General features: G+C 61.4%; 17 protein-coding genes. 5 read left to right on the top strand and 12 right to left on the bottom strand.

Features of this window, described 5'->3' with window-relative positions; translation table 11 throughout:
* Nucleotides 1–190 (bottom strand): cold-shock protein (locus tag PMI35_RS18435; protein ID WP_008058789.1); only part of this gene is annotated, 190 nt, incomplete at its 3' end.
* 164 nt (nucleotides 191–354) lie between these two features.
* Between PMI35_RS18435 and plsB the strand changes: the two genes are divergently transcribed.
* The 3 genes from plsB to PMI35_RS18450 are packed head-to-tail and all read left to right on the top strand — an operon-like array spanning nucleotide 355 to nucleotide 4,022.
* The gene (gene plsB, locus PMI35_RS18440) at nucleotides 355–2,859 is read left to right on the top strand and encodes a glycerol-3-phosphate 1-O-acyltransferase PlsB (RefSeq protein WP_008058781.1); all 2,505 of its coding nucleotides are present in this window, start codon (nucleotides 355–357) and stop codon (nucleotides 2,857–2,859) included.
* A gap of 51 nt (nucleotides 2,860–2,910) precedes the next feature.
* Nucleotides 2,911–3,309: a YbaY family lipoprotein gene (locus PMI35_RS18445; RefSeq protein WP_008058778.1), complete on the top strand. Its 399-nt coding sequence runs from the start codon at nucleotides 2,911–2,913 to the stop codon at nucleotides 3,307–3,309.
* A 23-nt stretch (nucleotides 3,310–3,332) separates the two neighbouring features.
* Entirely contained in the window at nucleotides 3,333–4,022 is a 690-nt protein-coding gene (locus tag PMI35_RS18450; protein WP_008058776.1) for a DUF4197 domain-containing protein, read from the top strand.
* Between the two features lie 51 nt (nucleotides 4,023–4,073).
* Here PMI35_RS18450 and PMI35_RS18455 read toward each other — a convergent pair whose 3' ends face one another.
* The 3 genes from PMI35_RS18455 to PMI35_RS18465 form a co-directional block, all read right to left on the bottom strand.
* Nucleotides 4,074–5,417 carry a Fic family protein gene (locus PMI35_RS18455; protein WP_008058774.1) on the bottom strand — a complete coding sequence of 448 codons (1,344 nt, stop codon included), beginning with the start codon at nucleotides 5,415–5,417 and terminating at the stop codon, nucleotides 4,074–4,076.
* 588 nt (nucleotides 5,418–6,005) lie between these two features.
* Nucleotides 6,006–9,071, bottom strand: a complete 3,066-nt coding sequence (locus PMI35_RS18460; protein ID WP_008058773.1) for an efflux RND transporter permease subunit — start codon at nucleotides 9,069–9,071, stop codon at nucleotides 6,006–6,008.
* A gap of 6 nt (nucleotides 9,072–9,077) precedes the next feature.
* A complete protein-coding gene (locus PMI35_RS18465) occupies nucleotides 9,078–10,178 on the bottom strand; it encodes an efflux RND transporter periplasmic adaptor subunit (protein ID WP_008058771.1) in 1,101 nt (366 codons plus the stop codon).
* A 93-nt stretch (nucleotides 10,179–10,271) separates the two neighbouring features.
* Here PMI35_RS18465 and PMI35_RS18470 point away from each other — a divergent pair, with 93 nt between their 5' ends.
* Nucleotides 10,272–10,916 (top strand): TetR/AcrR family transcriptional regulator, encoded by a 645-nt coding sequence (locus PMI35_RS18470; protein WP_008058768.1) that lies wholly within the window; start codon nucleotides 10,272–10,274, stop codon nucleotides 10,914–10,916.
* 132 nt (nucleotides 10,917–11,048) lie between these two features.
* Here the strand turns inward: PMI35_RS18470 and PMI35_RS18475 are convergent, their stop codons facing one another.
* Complete coding sequence (locus tag PMI35_RS18475; RefSeq protein WP_008058766.1) at nucleotides 11,049–11,831, bottom strand: class I SAM-dependent methyltransferase; 783 nt, start codon at nucleotides 11,829–11,831, stop codon at nucleotides 11,049–11,051.
* A 93-nt stretch (nucleotides 11,832–11,924) separates the two neighbouring features.
* Between PMI35_RS18475 and PMI35_RS18480 the strand changes: the two genes are divergently transcribed.
* Entirely contained in the window at nucleotides 11,925–12,545 is a 621-nt protein-coding gene (locus PMI35_RS18480) for a hypothetical protein (RefSeq protein WP_008058763.1), read from the top strand.
* Nucleotides 12,546–12,548: 3 nt separating this feature from the next.
* On the opposite strand, the gene PMI35_RS18485 is transcribed toward PMI35_RS18480, so the two are convergent.
* The 7 genes from PMI35_RS18485 to ppc form a co-directional block, all read right to left on the bottom strand.
* Nucleotides 12,549–13,217, bottom strand: a complete 669-nt coding sequence (locus PMI35_RS18485) for an extensin family protein (RefSeq protein ID WP_032831551.1) — start codon at nucleotides 13,215–13,217, stop codon at nucleotides 12,549–12,551.
* 29 nt (nucleotides 13,218–13,246) lie between these two features.
* Nucleotides 13,247–14,068, bottom strand: a complete 822-nt coding sequence (locus PMI35_RS18490) for an isocitrate lyase/PEP mutase family protein (protein WP_008058759.1) — start codon at nucleotides 14,066–14,068, stop codon at nucleotides 13,247–13,249.
* Nucleotides 14,069–14,100: 32 nt separating this feature from the next.
* Nucleotides 14,101–14,961: a DUF72 domain-containing protein gene (locus tag PMI35_RS18495; RefSeq protein WP_177325072.1), complete on the bottom strand. Its 861-nt coding sequence runs from the start codon at nucleotides 14,959–14,961 to the stop codon at nucleotides 14,101–14,103.
* Complete coding sequence (locus PMI35_RS18500; protein ID WP_008058755.1) at nucleotides 14,958–15,263, bottom strand: hypothetical protein; 306 nt, start codon at nucleotides 15,261–15,263, stop codon at nucleotides 14,958–14,960. Before PMI35_RS18500 ends, PMI35_RS18495 begins: the two co-directional genes overlap by 4 nt.
* Nucleotides 15,264–15,511: 248 nt before the next feature.
* Nucleotides 15,512–16,186: a tRNA (adenosine(37)-N6)-threonylcarbamoyltransferase complex dimerization subunit type 1 TsaB gene (tsaB, locus tag PMI35_RS18505; RefSeq protein WP_008058754.1), complete on the bottom strand. Its 675-nt coding sequence runs from the start codon at nucleotides 16,184–16,186 to the stop codon at nucleotides 15,512–15,514.
* 87 nt (nucleotides 16,187–16,273) lie between these two features.
* On the bottom strand, nucleotides 16,274–16,921 hold the full coding sequence (gene adk / locus PMI35_RS18510; protein WP_008058753.1) for an adenylate kinase: 648 nt from the start codon (nucleotides 16,919–16,921) through the stop codon (nucleotides 16,274–16,276).
* Nucleotides 16,922–17,209: 288 nt separating this feature from the next.
* Nucleotides 17,210–19,840 carry a phosphoenolpyruvate carboxylase gene (gene ppc, locus PMI35_RS18515; protein WP_008058752.1) on the bottom strand — a complete coding sequence of 877 codons (2,631 nt, stop codon included), beginning with the start codon at nucleotides 19,838–19,840 and terminating at the stop codon, nucleotides 17,210–17,212.
* Nucleotides 19,841–19,912: the final 72 nt, after the last annotated feature.

Genomic DNA, 19,912 nt, shown 5'->3' with positions numbered 1-19,912 from the left:
CAGCCTGCAAACCCTTCTCGCCGGTCACCACGCCGTACTCGACCTGCTGGCCTTCGGTCAGCGAGCGGTGCCCCTCGCCGCGAATCGCGCGGTAATGCACGAACACATCCACCCCGTCCTCGCGTTGAATGAAGCCGTAGCCCTTGGCGTCGTTGAACCACTTCACATTGCCGGTTTCGCGCGTTGCCATCTCAGTACCCCCTTGTTTTTATTTTGAGCGGCCGAGTATATGACAGACACAGAAACACTCAACTACAGATTGGTTGACTGCTTTTTTGCCGATTTTCGACGAATCCGGCACACTGTCCCACTCCCGAGCAAACGCTCGGTTTTATTCACTCACGCAGATGCCGTATGACCCGCTCCCCGTTCCGCCGTCTTGTGTTTGGCACCCTGCGCCGACTGTTGTACCTCTGGGTTCGCTCGGAGACGATCAACCAGTCGTCGTTCACCCTTAACCTCGACCGCAGTCGTCCGGTGTTCTACGTCCTGCAAAATCCTTCGCTGACCGACCTCGCCGTGGTCGACACCGAATGCACCAAGGCCGGCCTGCCGCGTCCGGTGCTGCCCGTCTCGGTGGGCAACCTGCTGGAGCCAGCCGCGTTCTTCTACCTGACACCGGATCCGGACTGGCTCGGTCGCCAAGACAAGCGCGGCGCACCGCCAACCCTGACCCGCCTGGTCAGCGCCCTGAGTCAGAACGCCGCCGAAGACGCGCAGATCATCCCGGTCAGCGTGTTCTGGGGCCAGTCGCCGGACAGCGAAAACAGCCCGTGGAAACTTTTGTTCGCCGATAGCTGGGCAGTCACCGGACGTCTGCGCCGCCTGCTAAGCATCATAGTGCTGGGGCGCAAGACCCGCGTGCAGTTCTCCGCGCCCATCCACCTGCGTGAACTGATCGAACACAACAAGGGTCACGAGCGCACCGTGCGCATGGCCCAACGCATCCTGCGGGTGCACTTCCGCAACCTGAAGGCGGCGGTGATTGGCCCGGACATTTCCCACCGGCGCAACCTGGTCAAGGGCCTGGTCAACCAGCCGCTGGTCAAGCAAGCGATCCTCGACGAAGCCGAGCGCGAGAACATCTCCCCGGAAAAAGCCAAGGCCCAGGCCCTGCGCTACGGCAACGAGATCGCCTCGGACTACACCTACACCGCGATCCGCTTCATGGAAGTGGTGCTGAGCTGGTTCTGGAACAAGATCTACGACGGTATCAAGGTCAACAACATCGAAGGCGTGCAGAAGGTCGCCCCGGGTTACGAAGTGATCTACGTACCCTGCCACCGCAGCCACATTGACTACCTGCTGCTGTCCTACCTGCTGTTCCGCAACGGCCTGACCCCGCCGCACATCGCCGCCGGGATCAACCTCAACATGCCCGGGATCGGCGGCCTGCTGCGGCGCGGCGGCGCGTTTTTCATGCGCCGTACGTTCAAGGGCAACCCGCTGTACACCTCGGTGTTCAACGAATACCTGCACACCCTGTTCACCAAGGGCTTCCCGGTGGAGTACTTCGTCGAAGGCGGCCGTTCGCGCACCGGGCGCATGCTGCAACCAAAGACCGGGATGCTGGCGATCACCTTGCGCAGCTTCCTGCGTTCGTCGCGCGTGCCCATCGTCTTCGTGCCGGTGTACATCGGCTACGAGCGCGTGCTGGAAGGCCGGACCTACCTGGGCGAGCTGCGTGGCGCGAGCAAGAAGAAAGAATCGATCTTCGACATCTTCAAGGTCATCGGTGCGCTCAAGCAGCGCTTCGGTCAAGTCGCCGTGAACTTCGGTGAGCCGATCAAGCTGGCGCAATTCCTCGACAGCGAGCAGCCGGACTGGCGCGAACAGGAGCTGGGGCCGCAGTTCAAACCGGCCTGGCTCAACGAAACCACCAACCGTCTCGGCGAGAAAGTCGCGCAACATCTGAACGAAGCAGCGGCGATCAACCCGGTCAATCTGGTCGCGCTTGCGCTGCTGTCCACCAGCCGCCTGGCCCTGGACGATCGCGCCATGGCGCGGGTACTTGATCTGTATCTGGCGCTGCTACGCAAAGTGCCGTACTCGCCGCACACCACCCTTCCCGAGGGTGACGGTCGCGCGCTGATCGAGCATGTGAAGGACATGGACCTGCTGTCCGAACAGAGCGATGCGTTGGGCAAGATCCTGTATCTGGACGAGCAGAACGCGGTCCTGATGACCTACTACCGCAACAACGTGCTGCACATCTTCGCCCTGCCGGCGCTGCTGGCGAGTTTCTTCCAGAGCGCCTCGCGCATGAGCCGCGAACAGATCCTGCGCTACACCCGCGCGTTGTACCCCTACCTGCAAGCGGAACTGTTCATTCGCTGGTCGATGGACGAACTGGACGCGGTGATCGACCAATGGCTGCAAGCGTTCGTCGAGCAAGGCCTGCTGCGTTTCGAGAATGACGTCTACCTGCGTCCGGCGCCGAGCTCACGGCATTTCGTGCTGCTAACGCTACTGTCGAAAAGCATCGCCCAGACCCTGCAGCGCTTCTACATGACCGTTTCCCTGCTGCTCAACAGCGGCCAGAACAGCATCAGCGCCGAAGAACTGGAAGACCTGTGCACGGTCATGGCCCAGCGCCTGTCGATCCTGCATGGCCTGAACGCCCCGGAATTTTTCGACAAGAGCCTGTTCCGCCACTTTATCCAGACCCTGCTCGACCTTGAAGTGCTCAAGCGCGATGAGGCCGGCAAGCTGGGCTACCACGAACTGCTCGGCGAACTGGCGGAAGGTGCGGCCAAGCGGGTGTTGCCGGCGGAGATTCGCCTGTCGATCCGCCAGGTGGCGTTGCACCGCAGTGAAGATGCCGCCGACCAACCCGCAACGCCCGAACAAACCGTCTAGATTGATCAAGGCGCCAGTCGGTTCTGGCGCCGTCGATACGGAGATCTCCCGATGAAAAAACTATCCCTGATCGCTGCCGCCGTACTGCTGACAGCCTGCCAGCACCCGACGCCGGCGCCCAAGGCATCCCTCGATGGCGAAGTGTTCTACCTGCAACGCATCGCGCTGCCACCGACGGCAATCCTCAGCGTCAGCCTGCAAGACATCTCACTCGCCGACGCCCCGGCCAAGGTCATTGACGAACAACGTGGCCCGGTCAAAGGCCAGGTGCCTCTGCCGTTCCACCTGAGCTACGACCCGCTGAAAATCGAGCCCAATCACCGTTACTCGATCAACGCACGCATCGAAGTCGATGGCAAACTGCTGTTCATCACCACCGAGAATCACGCCGTGCGCCTGGACGGCTCCGATCCACAGCCCGTGAAGGTCCGCGTTGACGCGGCCCGTTAAGTCTTTTTGAAAAAGGATTTGCCATGCTCCGCCCTACTCTACGTTTTGCCGGCCTGTGCGCAGGCTTGATGATCTCTGCCAGCGCCCTGGCACTGTCCCTCAGCGACCTGTCGCAGAAAGACGCCACCGGCGGTCTCAAGGACGCCCTGACCCAAGGCGCGCAACTGGCCGTGAAACAACTCGGCACCCCGGGCGGCTTCAGCAACAACCCGGACGTGAAGATCGAACTGCCGGGCAAACTGGGCAAAGTGGCCAGCAAGATGAAACAGTTCGGCATGGGTGATCAGGTCGATCAACTGGAAGCCAGCATGAACAAAGCGGCGGAAACCGCCGTGGTCCAGGCCCAGCCGATCCTCGTCGACGCCGTGAAGAAGATGACGGTCGACGATGCCAAGGGCATCCTCAGTGGCGGCAATGACTCGGCCACCCAGTACCTGAACAAGACCAGCCGCGAACAGATCCGCGCCAAGTTCCTGCCAATCGTCAAGCAAGCCACCGACCAGGTCGGCCTGGCCCAGCAGTACAACTCGTTCGCCGGGCAAGCGGCGACCATGGGCGTGATCGATGCGAAGAGTGCCAACGTCGAAAACTATGTGACCGAACAGGCATTGAACGGCTTGTTCGAGATGATCGGCAAACAGGAAGAAACCATCCGCCAGAATCCGGCGGCGGCGGCGACCAGTTTGGCGAAGAAGGTCTTCGGCACGCTCTAAGCCACAACCCTGATCGTTCCCACGCCCTGCGTGGGAACGATCAAAATCAAATCAGCTGGCTTTAACCCGCAGAAAAAACACCCACTCTCGCCCCAGCTTGCGCTTCTCGAACAATTCCAGATCCACCAATCCATTCAACGTGGCCGACGCCGTGTTGTACGAGCACCCCAGGTTCTCCCTCACATTGGCCGCCGTAAACTCTTTCGCCATCCCACTCCTGGCCACCTGATACACCGCCCGCTGCTTCCCACTCAGCCGCTCGAAAAAACCGGACTCCGACAACCAACGATCAAAACACTCGGCATTCACAAGACTTTTCCTGTAAGCCTTGGTAAAGCTGCTGACAGCACGCAGCACCACCCAACACTGGAAATCGATGAAGTACGTCAGGTCTAGATCATCCGCTTCGGTATTGAGATAGGAGCGTCCGTATTTCACCGGCGCATTGCGCAGCAAGACGCTGATCGCGATGTAACGAAACGCCGAGAAATCATTCTTGAACATGAACCAGTAGAACAACGCCCGCGCAACGCGGCCATTGCCATCGCGAAAGGGATGCTCATAACCCAGCGCGAAATGCAGCGCGATCCCTTTGATCAACGGGTGCAGATAATCCACCCGGTGGGGATCGTCATGGGATTGATTGATCCACTTCGACAGCACCCGCAATCGAGCAGCGAGCCCCGCGGCGGGTGGCGGTACATGAACCGTATTGCCCTGGCCGTCCTGCACAACCACTTCATCATTGACCCGCAGATCCCCCGGCGAGTATTGCGCGTCATCGATACCCGATACGCCAACGCGATGCAGTGCCGTGATCAGCTCGACACTCAAGGGTTCGTAACGTTTCTCCCAGGCAAGATTCATCATCTTGAAATTGCCGATCACCATTCGCTCATCCGGCGTACGCGGCAGGCGATGGCGCTTGAGCATGTCCTTGGCCACCCGAGTGGTGGTCGCTGCACCCTCAAGCTGACTGCTGCTGATGGCTTCGTCTTCGATCAGGTCGTTGAGCAGGTAGCTGAAATGCGCACTCTCGCCGATTTGGCTGGTCATGTACTCCAACGCGGCCGTCGTCGTTTGACGGTCCACAGCAGAAATCGCTTTTTGTGCCATCGGTGTCAGCACGAAATTGCCCCACTGCATTGGCTCACCCAATGGCAGCAGACTGACGTATTGCGCGGTTCGAGCTTTCTTGACCAAGGCCCAGCACAGATTCGGATCCAGGCCCGACGCCCAGCGATAGCGCAATTCGTCGAACGGCAGATAGCACCCTTGCTCGTCCAGGGGCTTGAGCAAGGAGAGGTATTGCGAGAGGCGTTCCTTGTGTGGCGATTTCGTCAGTAAATCGAAAACCGGGTCTGAACTCCCCTTCAGCATGGGTGGCTTTTTCATTGGCGCTGTCTCGAAAACTCGTAAAACCGGGTTTCGAGTACAACATCCGGCCCCCCGAGTCTCAATATCGGACGGTTCTGAGATAGTTGTAGGAACTTACGGCAGAAGGATCCGAAAGGTTGGCTTTGACGATGAACATTGATGACTGTTGAGCAGCCTTCGCGAGCAGGCTCGCTCCTACAGTGATCGGCGTACATCCACTCGCTCTTCACCACTCATCAGGCCGAGCGTTAGCTCGCCTTCAGCTTTTGATCTTGATCTGCCCGCCCCTTCGGGAGGCTGAGTGGAGGTGTTCATCCGGGGATTGGCGCGTAGCGCCGTTCGACGCAGTCGAACACGCTGCATGTAGGTGCAGCGAAGCCAACCGGAGGGCAGTGTCCCCGGATGGATACCGGAGCGAAGGAACGCCGAGCCTTAGCGAGGGGCCGGACGCTGGGGCGAGCGTTTTTTTGCTTACTTTTTTTTGGCGCTTGTAAAAAAAGTGAGTCGCCGTAAGGGCGAAACCGCCAGCCGCCGTTACCGCAGCAACGGATATGTACTCAATCAACCAAGAACCTGGTCGGCCCAAAGGCCGCCAAGTCCAACGACTCAAACGGATTCTTTCTTGACCCGGAACCAAGCCGCATACAACGCAGGCAGGAACAACAGCGTCAACGCCGTCGCCACAATCAGCCCCCCCATGATCGCCACCGCCATCGGCCCGAAAAACACACTGCGCGACAACGGAATCATCGCCAGCACCGCCGCCAGCGCCGTCAACACAATCGGCCGGAACCGTCGCACCGTGGCCTCGATGATGGCCTGCCAGGGTTTCAATCCGGCCGCGATATCCTGCTCGATCTGATCCACCAGGATCACCGAGTTGCGCATGATCATCCCCGACAACGCGATGGTCCCCAGCATGGCGACAAAGCCGAATGGCTGGCGGAACACCATCAGGAACAGCGTCACCCCGATCAACCCCAAGGGCGCCGTCAGGAACACCATCGCCGTGCGCGAGAAGCTGCGCAACTGCAGCATCAGCAACGTCAACACCACCACGATGAACAACGGCACGCCAGCCTTCACCGAGTTCTGCCCGCGCGCCGAATCCTCGACCGTACCGCCGACATCCAGCAAATAGCCGTCAGGCAGTTCAGCGCGGATCGGATCAAGGGTCGGCATGATCTGCGCCACCAGGGTCGCCGGTTGTTCCTTGCCATAGATGTCGGCGCGAACCGTCACGTTGGGCAGGCGATTGCGGTGCCAGATCACACCTTCTTCAAAGCCGTATTCCAGGGTCGCGATCTGCGACAGGGCGACGCTGCGACCGTTGTCGGTCGGCACCGCCAGGCTTGGCAGCAGCGACAGTTCGGTGCGCTCATGCAAGGTGCCGCGCAACAGGATCTCGATCAACTCGTTGTCTTCGCGGTACTGGCTGACGCTGGAACCGGTCAGCGAGCTCTGCAAAAACTTCGACAGGTTCGCCGTGCTCACACCTAGCGCCCGCGCACGGTCCTGATCGATGTTCAGATAGACGACCTTGCTCGGTTCCTCCCAATCCAGGTGGACATTGACCACATGGGGGTTTTCGCGAACCTTGGCCGCGACTTTGCGGGCCAGTGCGCGCACTTCCTCAATGTGCTCGCCGGTCACCCGGAACTGCACCGGATAGCCTACCGGCGGGCCGTTTTCCAGACGCGTGACCCGCGAGCGCAAGGCCGGGAATTGTTCGTTGAGGGTGGTGATCAACCAGGTGCGCAGGGACTCGCGCTCTTCTATGGTTTTCGCCAGGACGACGAACTGGGCGAAGCTCGCCGCCGGCAATTGTTGATCCAGGGGCAGGTAAAAACGCGGCGAGCCGGTACCGACGTAGGCCACGTAGTTGTCGATCCCGGCTTTGCCCTTGAGCAACGCTTCGAGGCGCTTGACCTCCTCGGCCGTGTTGCTCAGGGACGCGCCTTCGGCCAGCTTCAGGTCGACCATCAACTCCAGCCGGCCCGATGCCGGAAAAAATTGCTGGGGCACAAAACGGAACAGCACGATGGACGCTATGAACAGCACCACCGTCGCCGTGATCACGGTTTTGCGCCAGCGCACACACCACTCCACCAGACGCCGGACGCGCTGGTAAAACGGCGTGCCATAGGGGTCGGGTTGATCTGCGCCATGTTTGGCCGCGTGAATTTTCGCCAGGTCCGGCAGGAGTTTTTCCCCTAGATAAGGCACGAAGAGCACCGCCGCCACCCAGGACGCCAGCAGCGCAATGGTCACCACTTCGAAGATCGAACGGGTGTATTCACCGGTGCCCGATTGTGCGGTAGCGATCGGCAGGAAACCGGCGGCGGTGATCAGCGTGCCGGTGAGCATCGGGAAGGCGGTGCTGGTCCAGGCATAGCTCGCCGCCTTGATGCGGTCGAAGCCCTGCTCCATTTTGATCGCCATCATTTCCACGGCGATGATGGCGTCGTCCACCAGCAAGCCGAGCGCCAAAACCAGGGCGCCGAGGGAGATCTTGTGCAGGCCTATCCCCAGGTAATACATGCAGGCGAACGTCATCGCCAGCACCAGTGGAATGGCCAGGGCCACCACCATGCCGGTGCGCACACCGAGGGAGAAAAAACTCACCAACAGCACGATGGCCAGCGCTTCGACCAACACCTGGACGAACTCGCCAACCCCGGTTTTCACGGCGGCCGGTTGGTCGGAGACCTTGCGCAGCTGCATGCCGGCCGGGAGATTCTTCTGGATGCGGGCGAACTCGATTTCCAGGGCCTTGCCCAGCACCAGAATGTCGCCGCCGTCCTTCATGGCCACGGCCAGGCCGATGGCGTCTTCACCCATGAAGCGCATGCGCGGTGCCGGTGGATCGTTGAAACCGCGGCGCACATTCGCGACATCGGAGATGCGGAACGTACGATCGCCGACGCGAATCGGGAAGTTCTTGATCTCTTCGACTGTCTGAAAATTCCCCGAGACCCGTAGCTGCAATCGCTCGCTGGTGGTTTCAAAGAAGCCCGCGGTGGACACCGCATTCTGTTCTTCAAGGGCTTGTTGCACCGCGGCCAACGGCAACCCGAGGGTGGCGAGCTTGACGTTGGACAGCTCGATCCAGATCTTTTCGTCCTGCAAACCGAGCAGGTCGACCTTGCCCACGTCCTTGACCCGCTGCAGCTGGATCTGGATGCGATCGGCGTAGTCCTTGAGCACGGCGTAGTCGAAACCCTCGCCGGTCAATGCGTAGATATTGCCGAAGGTGGTGCCGAATTCATCGTTGAAGAACGGCCCCTGAATACCCGGCGGCAAGGTGTGGCGGATGTCGCTGACCTTCTTGCGCACCTGATACCAGAGCTCCGGTATATCCACCGAGTGCATGGAATCTCGGGCGATGAACGTCACCTGTGATTCACCCGGGCGGGAAAACGACACGATGCGCTCGTACTCGCCGGTTTCCATCAGCTTTTTTTCAATGCGCTCGGTGACCTGGCGCGAAACTTCCTGTGCGGTCGCCCCCGGCCAGTTGGTGCGGATCACCATGGCCTTGAAGGTGAACGGCGGGTCTTCGCTTTGACCCAGCTTGGTGTAGGACAGTGCGCCGACGATCGCCAGCAAGAGCATCAGGAACAGGACGATCTGGCGATTGCGCAGAGCCCAGGCGGAAAGATTGAAACCCATCGGGGATTACTCCTTGTCCGCCAGATTGACCACGCGGTTGGAGCGATCCACCGGGCGCACGGGCTGCCCGTCGAGAAGCACATGGACACCGGCGGCCACCACCCAGTCGCTGGCATTGAGGCCTTCGAGGACCGGCACGGTTTTCTCACCGAAGGCGCCGACCCGTACCGGGGTCTTCTTCAAGGTGTTGTTGGCGCTGACCACCCAGACGTAGGTCACGCCGTTTTCCGCGGTCAGCGCCGACAGTGGCACTGACAACGGAACGGCTTCGGCGGTCTGCACGAAGACGCGGGCACTCTGGCCGAGTTCGGCCGGCACCTTGCCCGCATTGAAGGCGATACGCGCAGCGAAGGTGCGCGACTTTGGATCGGCGGCCGGCGACAGCTCGCGGATGTGTCCGGCGAAGCGCTGATCCGGTTGTGTCCAGAGCTCTACCGAAACCGGTTGGCCGACCTTGAAGCGGCCGAAGCTCGCTTCCGGCAGGCTGATCAACACTTCACGCTCGCCATCGGTGGCCAGGGTAAACACTGTTTGCCCGGCCGCGACCACTTGCCCGACTTCCACTGCTCGCTTGGCGACTACGCCATCCTGCGGCGCCCGCAGCACCGCGTAACTGGCCTGATTGGTCGAGACATTGAACTCGGCCTTGATCTGTTTAAGACGCGCTTCACCGGACCGGTACAGGTTTTCGTGATTGTCGTACTGCGAGCGGCTGACCAGCTGACGCTCCATCAGCGTTTTATAGCGATCACGCTCGGCACGCACCATGTTCAGATTGGCTTCGGCGGCCGCGACCTGGGCGCGGGTGGCCTCCAGCTGCAGGCGCACGTCCTGGGGATCGAGTTCCGCCAGTGGTTGATCGGCCTTGACCCGTTGCCCTTCATCGACCAGTCGTCGGCTGACTTTCCCACCAATGCGGAACGCCAGGTCCGGTTCAAAGCGGGCGCGAACTTCACCGGGGTAACTTTCCATCGCCTGGGTCGAAGGCTCTGGCTGGACCACCATGGCCGGTCGAATGCTGACGACAGGCGCCTCTTCGTGACCGCACGCGGTCAATAAAAACGCCAGGGTGACTGGCAACGCGAGGGGCAAGGCATAGCGGAACATGGTGAAGGACCTTTCGCCAATGGTGCTTGGAATAATTATACTGACGAGTATGTTATTAATAGCAAACTCACCAGTCCAGTAATAAAAGCGAATATGCCGAACAATCTTTCAGCACCCAATGGCCCGGGCCGCCCCAAGGATCTGGCCAAGCGCCAGGCGATCCTCGATGCAGCGAAAACGCTGTTTCTGACCAAGGGATATGCCAACACCAGCATGGATGCTGTCGCCGCGCAGGCCGGCGTATCGAAGCTCACGGTCTACAGCCACTTCAACGACAAGGAGACGCTGTTCTCCGCTGCCGTGGTGGCCAAGTGCGAGGAGCAATTGCCGTCGCTGTTCTTTGAATTGCCGGAAGGCGTGGCGGTGGAAACCGTGCTGCTGAACATCGCCCGCGGCTTTCACCAGTTGATCAACAGTGACGAGTCGGTGAACCTGCACCGATTGATCATGGCCCTGGGCAGCCAGGACCCGAAACTCTCGCTGATCTTCTTCGAAGCCGGGCCACAGCGCATGCTGCACGGCATGGAGCGGTTGCTGGCCAAGGTCGATCAGAGTGGCGTGTTGTGTATCGACAAACCGCGTAATGCGGCGGAACACTTTTTCTGCCTGCTCAAGGGCGCGGCGAACTTTCGGTTGTTGTATGGCTGCGGCGAGCCATTGACCGGGGATGCGGCGGAGAGCCATGTGCGGGAGGTTGTGGGGTTGTTTATGCGGGCTTATCGGCCGGAGCAGGTCTGACAGATATTGGTTGGCTGATCTGACGCTATCGCGGGCAAGCCCGCTCCCACAGTGTCCGGGGTGCTCTCAGAAATGGTGTTCAACACAAATCCTGTGGGAGCGTGGCTTGCCCGCGATGCAGGCGACTCGGTCCTACGGCTTGAGCGCCTTCTTCGGATAAATGTCATACCGACTGGATTTGCCATCCAGCGCATGACTGGGCTTGGGCCCCTCAATGCACGGCGCCTTGCGCGGACGCTTGACCACCACCCGGTGGCTGGCCAAAGCCAATGCCGCGGCGAGCAATGCCGGCGCATCGGGATCATCCCCCACCAGCGGGCGGAACAGGCGCATTTCCTTCTTCACCAACGCAGTTTTCTCACGATGAGGGAACATCGGGTCGAGGTAGATCACCTGCGGCGGCTCCCCCTCCCAATTGCGCATCACCTCGATCGAGTTGCCCTTGAGCAGGCGCATGCGCGCCACGATGGGCGCTACGTCGAAATCTTCCGCGCCCCGGGCCAGGCCATCCTCAAGCAGGGCACCAATCAAGGGCTGACGCTCGATCAAGCTCATCTCGCAGCCGAGGCTAGCCAGCACGAACGCATCCTTGCCCAACCCCGCGGTGGCATCCAGCACACGCGGGCGCACGCCTTGGGCGATGCCGACGGCCTTGGCGATCATCTGCCCGCTGCCGCCACCGTACAACCGGCGATGCGCCGCGCCACCCTCGACGAAATCGACCCGCACCGGGCCGGGCGCATCCGGCCCCAGCTGTTGCAACTGCAAACCCTGGTCACCCACCTGCAACGCGAACTCGCCATCCGCCACTTGCAGCGGCAGGCCCAGACGCTCGGCCCATTGCTCGGCCTGGGGCTCGAAGGCCGCGCTCAGCGCCTCGACATGGATGCGGCAGGCCGCAGGTTGATCAATCATCGGAAAACACGCTCAAAAAATTAATGATCGGCAAAAACGGCCGATAACAAAACTATCGAGCATTTTGCCAGAGCTGAGCGTCGACCGAGAGAAATGTCAGACATTCAACCCACAATCACAGGTTTTATCTCGCCCTACGGCGATTACAACCTGCGAAACACCCAGGCCCTGAGCGGCGTCAGTCACATCTGGCAGGATTTCTTTGCCCGTGCACTGGCCGAACAGTCGGGTGACGTGCTGCCGCAATCGCTGAACTTTCCACCGGTCGACCTGCAAGGCCCGGTTGAACCCACTGTTGGCAGTGACCTGCTGGCGCACATCGTTTCCCAGCGCGAATGCGACGTGAAGGACAACGAAGTTCGCCCACCCGAGCCGCTGTTCCTGCCGATTGCCGAGTTCGAAATGGACCTGGCCGACAAACCATTCCCACCGTTTCCCGCCGAAGAAATCGTTGCCCAGCAGCGCCAGCAGAACTTCGAGAGCGGCTGGGTGCGTCCGATCGTGCTCACCGCCGGTCAGCCGTTGCCAGAGGCCGGACCGGCGCCACAACCGCGTCCGCTGCGCTTGCCGATCGCCGAGTTCGAACTCGACCTGCTGGACAAGCCGTTCCCACCGTTCTCGCCTGAAGAATTGGTGGAACAACAGAAACAACTCGATTTCGATAACGGTTGGGCACGCCCGATCATCCTGCAGAACCTGCGCCTCGCCGCATAAAACTCAGCGACAGACCCACCACGGCCCGACATCCAGATGAAAGTGATTGCGATGGGCGGCGTTGTAATCGGGGCTCAACACCACGCTGAACAGGCCGCAGGCGCCATCGCGGACCTGCCGTAAAAACCTGGCATCCTGATTATCCTTCGGCCAATCCTTGAGCACGCTGATGGTTTGGCCGTCAGCCAGGCGAAAACCGGCGATATCCAGCGCATCGGCCGACGCATGCTGGCTAAGCCTGCCATTCTCGCGACCGTAGACATTGCGGCAGGCAAAGCTGCCGAGGTGATCGACCCGCGTGACCGCTTGCCCGTACACCGCCTGCGCCGCCGGTTGCAGCGCGTGATGCTCGAACAGGGCAAATGACACCGCCAGTCGGCAGCTGGCGAGGAAACTGCTGCTCAGGGCCACGTCACTGCCCTGCACACGCAGGGCATTGGTCAGCGGGCATTTGGCGTCCGGGCTGTCGGCCTGACGGCTCACGCGCAACCCGGAGCTGCTCAAGGCCTGGTCGCACAGCTGCGGATCGGCGCGCAGTCGCATCAGTTTGTAGCGGGTCAGCAGGTTGGGTTCGGCCTTGACGTCCAGCGGCGCCCAAGGATTCCACTGCGGCGGCAGCGAAATCCAGCCACGCCAGACGCCCACTCCAGCTGCCGTGATGATCAACAGCATCAGCAGCAGCCACCCGCGAAACCGCACCGTCAGCCTTTGAACAACTGATTGGCCTGGGCGTACGGCATGGAGCGCGATGTGAAACCGAACGTGCCCGCCGTCCTGATCTCCTCGGCGGCGCGGTAGAACTCGCCTAGCGCCGCCAAGGCCAGCGCCGAGCCGACACTGATGCGCTTGACACCCATTTCGCTCAGTTGCTCGACCGTCAGCTTCAAGCCGCCGGACATCAACACGTTGACCGGCTTCGGCGCCACGGCGCGAACCACGGCCAATACCTCTTCAGCACTGCGCAACCCTGGCGCATACAACACGTCGGCACCGGCTTCGGCGAACGCCTGCAAGCGACGGATCGTGTCGGCCAGATCCGGATTGCCATGCAGATAGTTCTCGGCCCGGGCAGTCAGCGTGAACGCGAAAGGCAAACTGCGGGCGGCAGCGACGGCGGCCTCGATACGCGCCACAGCATGTTCGAAGCAATAAATCGGAGCGCCCGGGCGGCCCGTGAAGTCTTCGATCGAACCGCCAACGGCACCGGCGGCAACGGCCGCCCGAATGCTTTGCGCGCATTCGGCGGGATCATCGGCAAAGCCGTTTTCCAGGTCGACCGCTACCGGCAGGTCGGTGGCGGCGACAATCGCCCGGACGTTGGCCAGGGTGTCATCCAGCGTCAGGCCGCCATCGGGGCGTCCCTGGGAAAACGCGTAACCGGCGCTGGTGGTCGCCAGCGCCTCGAAACCCAGGCTGGCGAGCATCTTTGCCGAACCGGCATCCCACGGATTGGGAATCACAAAGGCCCCGTCACGTTCGTGCAAGGCTCTGAACGCTTGGGCTCGAAGGGTTTGCGCAGCCATTGGCAGGCTCCTCTGAAGGGAAACGAGTCGCTTCAGAGCAAGCCAAGTTGCTCCGCCGCGGGCTCTCTGTATAGCTCAGGCAGCGCCGGCAAGCCAGGCAGACGCAGCATCAGGCGCGCGTGAAAACGCTGTGCCAGCTTCGCCGCGAGCACATTGTCGGCGGTGTGCAGGAAGATGTAGGGCGTACGGCCCTCTTCGATCCACAGGGCGATTTTCTCCACCCACGGCAACAGAAACGGTTCATTGGCCTCAAGCTGCGGATGGCCGATGAAACGCACCTGCGGGAACTGCGTGAACGCAGCCGGGCGCGGCGGCACGCGGGGTTTCTTCGATTGGGCGTGCAGCACCGAGGGCTCGGTCGAGGTACAGCTGAACAAGGCACGGGGATCAAGACAGATGCGCTCGACACCCCGATCGAGCAACAGGCGATTGAGCATCCGCTCGTTCTCGCCCTTGGCGAAGAAGTCGTCATGCCGCACTTCCACCGCCAGTGGCCGCTGCAGTGCATCGATGAAGCCGGCTAGTTCGGGCAAGCGTTGTGGCGTGAACCCCTTGGATAACTGTAGCCACAAAGGCGCTACCCGCTCGCCCAGCGGGCTGAGCAATCGGGTGAAGGTGTCAGCGGCGGTCAGTTGTTCGCGCAGGTCACCGCCGTGGCTGATCTCGCGGGGAAACTTGGCGGTGAAACGAAAGTGTGCAGGCATGACCTCGGCCCAACGCTGCACGGTACTGGCAGCGGGACTGGCGTAGAAGGTCGTATTGCCTTCCACGGCGTTGAACACTTGGGAATAGAGACTCAGAAAATCGGCAGGCTTGGCCGCTGGCGGGTAGAGGTAATCACGCCAGGCGTTTTCGCTCCAGGAAGGGCAACCGAGGTAGTAAGGCAACATCAGATGTACAGGTCGAGGCCCAGCACTTGCGTATCCCAATCGACGAAGCTGGCGGTGCTCAGGTAACTGGCCAGCGCCATTGCCACGCTTTTGCTCATTGCGCGGTGATAAAGCATGTCCTGCTGACGGGCGGGAAGATTGCTCAGCTTTTGCGCAGCGGCTTTGGCGGCACGGGCAGCCAGTTGTTCTTCGGTCGCAAATTCTAGCTCGCCTTCGATATCGACGGGCTCGTCTTCCACCCGCTGGCCGTTGCGAGGCTTGCGCTTGATGGGATAGGACTGAGAGGAAACGCCGTCTATACGCATAGGTGCATGCTCGGTATCAGTAATGGCAGTCTAGTGGCACATATCCCACATCGCAAACTGCCGAGTGATAACTAGAACACATAAAAGGGAAAAGGTTTAAAAGCTGGGGTTACAAACTGACGATTGGCTTCATCAGATGAATTGTCTTCGCGGGCAAGCCACGCTCCTACATGCACAGCGGTGTGTTTGTAGGAGCGTGCGGGCGGCGATCCGACTTGCCCGCGAAGGGGACAACTCGATCTCGGAAATTAACGCGCCTTCGGCGTCGCCACTTTATCGCGCAGATAAACCGGCTGCGCCTCATCCGCCACAATCGCCTCGCCACGCTCCCAGGCAAACCGCGCCAGGGTCAGCAGGTCTTCAGCGTGAGGCAACATGCCCGCGTCCTGCCCGCACAGGCTGACGCCGATGCGCTCGGCATAGCCCCAACCGGTGCCCGCGCCGAACCATTCACCACTGGCATCGGCCGGCAGTGCGGCGACTTCCGGTGGCAACACTGCTTCAGCACCGACCAGACGCATCTCCCCTGCCGTTTCGCGGTAGCAGCCCCAATACACCTCGTCCATCCGCGCATCGATGGCCGCCGCGACTTGACGGGCGCCGTGTTCGCGATAGGCGCGTTGGGCCAGCACCGCCAGGTTCGATACCGGCAATACCGGGCGATCGAGTGCAAACGCCAGGCCTTGCACCACGCCGATGGCAATCCGCACACCGGTGAACGCACCCGGCCCGCGACCGAAGGCGATGGCGTCGACCGCTTGCAGGGTGGTGCCGGCATCGGCGAGCAGCTGCTGGATCATCGGCAGCAGCTTCTGTGCATGCAGGCGCGGAATCACCTCGTAATGGCTCGTCACTTTGCCGTCATGCAGCAAGGCAACGGAGCAAGCTTCAGTCGCGGTGTCCAGGGCCAGCAAGGTGCTCATCGATGTTTCCACAAGAGAGATCAGAAAAAAGTCCGTCAGTATAAACAACTACGGCCCGCAAGCGGGCCGTAGAAGATCAAGCTGTTTTCAGCTCAGGGCAGCCATCACCTTGGTGGTGATCGCTTCAACCGAACCAACGCCTTCGATATGGCTGTACTTCGGTTTGCCGTTGGCGGCCGACAGCTTCTGGTAGAAGTCCACCAGCGGCTTGGTCTGCGAGTGGTAGACCGACAGGCGATGACGCACGGTTTCTTCGGTGTCGTCCTTGCGCTGTACCAGCTCTTCGCCGGTGATGTCGTCTTTGCCAGCGATTTTCGGCGGGTTGTAGACGATGTGGTAAACGCGGCCGCTGGCCTCGTGAACACGGCGACCGGCGATACGCTGCACGATCTCTTCGTCTTCAACGGCGATTTCAACCACGGCATCCAGCTCGACGCCGGCAGTCACCAGGGCTTCAGCCTGGGGAATGGTGCGCGGGAAACCGTCGAACAGGAAACCGTTGGCGCAGTCGGACTGGGCGATACGGTCCTTGACCAGGGCGATGATCAGGTCATCGGAGACCAGGCCGCCGGCATCCATGATGCTCTTGGCCTTGATGCCCAGCTCGGTGCCGGCCTTGACCGCGGCACGCAGCATGTCGCCGGTGGAGATTTGCGGAATGCCGAATTTTTCGGTGATGAACTTAGCCTGAGTACCTTTACCGGCCCCGGGAGCTCCCAGCAGAATGACGCGCATCGATGTGCTCCTCAATTTTTATATGGATAACGTCAGATTCGCCTCGTGGGGCCAATCTCAAAAATAGGGTCGTGACCGCCCAAACGGCCAAAGGCTGCTCAAGATACACAGCAGGCTGCGCCCACACAAGCCGCCAAAAGTCGGAGAAACCGCTGCCTGTGATGACCGCGCAACCCGGTTCCCCAAGTCGCAACCCCTACATTAACTGTCGCCTGGCAGCACTTTTACAGTCGCCATTGAACCGCATCCGGCGCCCGCGCCGGATGCCCAAAAGCACGACAAAAATCCTCAGCCGGTGTTGCGCAAACCGGCGGCAATCCCCGCTACAGACACCAGCAACGCCTGTTCTACCGGGCTATCCTGTGCCACATCCGGCTGCCGCGATCGTGCCAGCAACTCGGCCTGCAATAGATGAAGCGGGTCGAGGTAAGTGTTGCGCAAGCGGATGAATTCAAGGGTGGCCGGGCTATGTGCCAGTAGCTGTGACTGACCGGTCAGCCCGAGAACGATGGCACATGCCTGCGACAATAGGTCGCGTAAGTCCGCACCCAATGGCAGCAAGTCCGGTTCGACCAGACGCTCGTCGTAGGACCGGGCAATATCCGCGTCGGCCTTGGCCAGGACCATCTCCAGCATGTCGATGCGGGTGCGGAAAAACGGCCATTGCTCGCGCATCTGCTGCAGCAGTTCACCTTCACCGCGCTCCAGCGCCTTGCTCAGGGCCGCTTCCCAGCCCAGCCAGGCGGGCAGCATCAGCCGTGTCTGGGTCCAGCCGAAGATCCACGGGATGGCCCGCAGGCTTTCGATCCCGCCGGCGCGTCGCTTGGCCGGGCGACTGCCCAGCGGCAGGCGGCCTAGCTCTTGTTCCGGGGTGGACTGGCGGAAATACTCCACGAACTGTGGATTCTCCCGCACCACGGCACGGTAGGCGCTGACCCCATCGGCGGCCAGTTCGTCCATCAGGTGGCGCCACTCAGGCGTGGGTGGTGGTGGTGGCAGCAGGGTCGCTTCGAGCACCGCAGCCAGGTAAAGATTGAGGTTTTGCTCGGCGATGTCCGGCAGGCCGAATTTGAAACGAATCATTTCACCCTGTTCGGTGGTGCGGAATCGTCCGGCGACCGAACCCGGCGGCTGCGACAGAATCGCCGCGTGAGCCGGGCCACCACCCCGCCCCACGGTGCCACCGCGACCGTGGAACAACAGCAGTTCCACGTCATGTGAGCGGCAGATATCCACCAACTGTTCCTGCGCCCGGTACTGGGCCCAGGCGGCGGCCGTGGTGCCTGCGTCCTTGGCGGAGTCGGAATAACCGATCATGACCTCCTGCGGGCCTTGCAGGCGCGAGCGATAGCCCGGCAGCAACAAGAGCTTCTCGATCACCGGGCCGGCGTTGTCGAGGTCGGCGAGGGTTTCGAACAGCGGCACCACGCGCATCGGCCGCAATACCCCGGACTCCTTGAGCAACAGCTGCACGGCCAGCACATCGGACGCGGCGCCGGCCATGGAGATCACGTATGAGCCCAGCGACGCGCCTGGCGCGGCAGCGATTTCCCGGCAGGTCGCCAGCACTTCGGCGGTGTCGGCCGAGGGCTTGTAGTGGGGTGGCAGCAATGGCCGACGGTTATTCTGTTCGCGCGTCAGGAAGGCGATCCGCTCTTCTTCGCTCCAGTCCTCATAGCGACCCAGGCCGAGGTAATCGGTGATTTCGGTCATGGCCGCGGTATGGCGTGACGAGTCCTGACGCACATCGAGACGCACCAGGAACAGGCCGAACGTCACGGCCCGGCGCAGGCAATCGAGCAACGGACCGTCGGCGATCACGCCCATGCCGCACTCATGCAGCGAGTGGTAGCACAGCTCCAGCGGGTCGAGCAGTTCGCGGTTGTTTTGCAGCACATCGACCGATGCAGGCGTTGGCGTCGACAACGCGGTGTGCGCCCAGTTTCTTGTCGCGCGCAGGCGTTCGCGCAGCTGCTTGAGCACCGCGCGATAGGGTTCGGCGCTGTCGCCAGCCTTGGCCTTCAACGCCTCACTGGCCTGCTGCATCGACAACTCGGCAGCGAGGTGATCGACATCGCGCAGGTACAAATCGGCCGCCATCCAGCGCGCCAGCAGCAGCACTTCGCGGGTCACCGCGGCCGTCACGTTCGGGTTGCCGTCACGGTCGCCGCCCATCCACGAGGCAAAGCGGATGGGTGCTGCCTGCAGTGGCAAACGCAGACCGGTCGCGGCGTGCAGGGCCTGATCGGCCTTGCGCAGGTAATTGGGGATCGCTTGCCACAGCGAATGCTCGATCACCGCGAAGCCCCATTTGGCTTCGTCGACCGGCGTCGGGCGTGTGCGGCGGATTTCTTCGGTGTGCCAGGCTTCGGCGATCAGGCGTTGCAACGTCGACTTGATCTGCTCGCGCTCGGCGCCGGTCAGGTCGCGATGGTCCTGGGCCGCCAGTTGGGCGGCGATGGCGTCGTATTTCTGGATCAGCGTGCGGCGCGCGACTTCGGTCGGGTGCGCCGTCAGCACCAGCTCGATTTCCAGCCGTCCCAGCTGACGGGCCAGGGACTCGGCGCCATGACCTTCGCCGCGTAGGCGAGCGAGCAACTCCGGCAGCACCCGTGCCTCGAATGGCGCGGCCTGGGATTCTTCGCGACGGTGAATCAGCTGGTATTGCTCGGCGATGTTGGCCAGATTGAGAAACTGGTTGAACGCCCGCGCCACCGGCAGCAGTTCGTCCTCCGTCAACTGGTTGAGGCTGGCGCTCAGCTCGGCGTCCATGGAGCCGCGACGGTCCGCCTTGGCGCCCTTGCGGATCTGCTCGATCTTGTCGAGAAAGCCGTCCCCGTACTGTTCACGAATGGTGTTGCCCAACAACTCACCGAGCAGGTGAACGTCTTCGCGCAAGCGTGCATCAATATCGGTCATCAACAGTTCTCCAGCGAAAAATCCGGTCGACCAGGAGCCTTAAGAGTGCCGCTCCAGACCGGTTCTTACAAG

It is taken from the genome of Pseudomonas sp. GM78 (genome assembly GCF_000282475.1).
GTDB lineage: Bacteria > Pseudomonadota > Gammaproteobacteria > Pseudomonadales > Pseudomonadaceae > Aquipseudomonas.
Note: the sequence above shows the minus strand (reverse complement) of the source record. Positions and strands in the feature narration are given on the sequence as shown.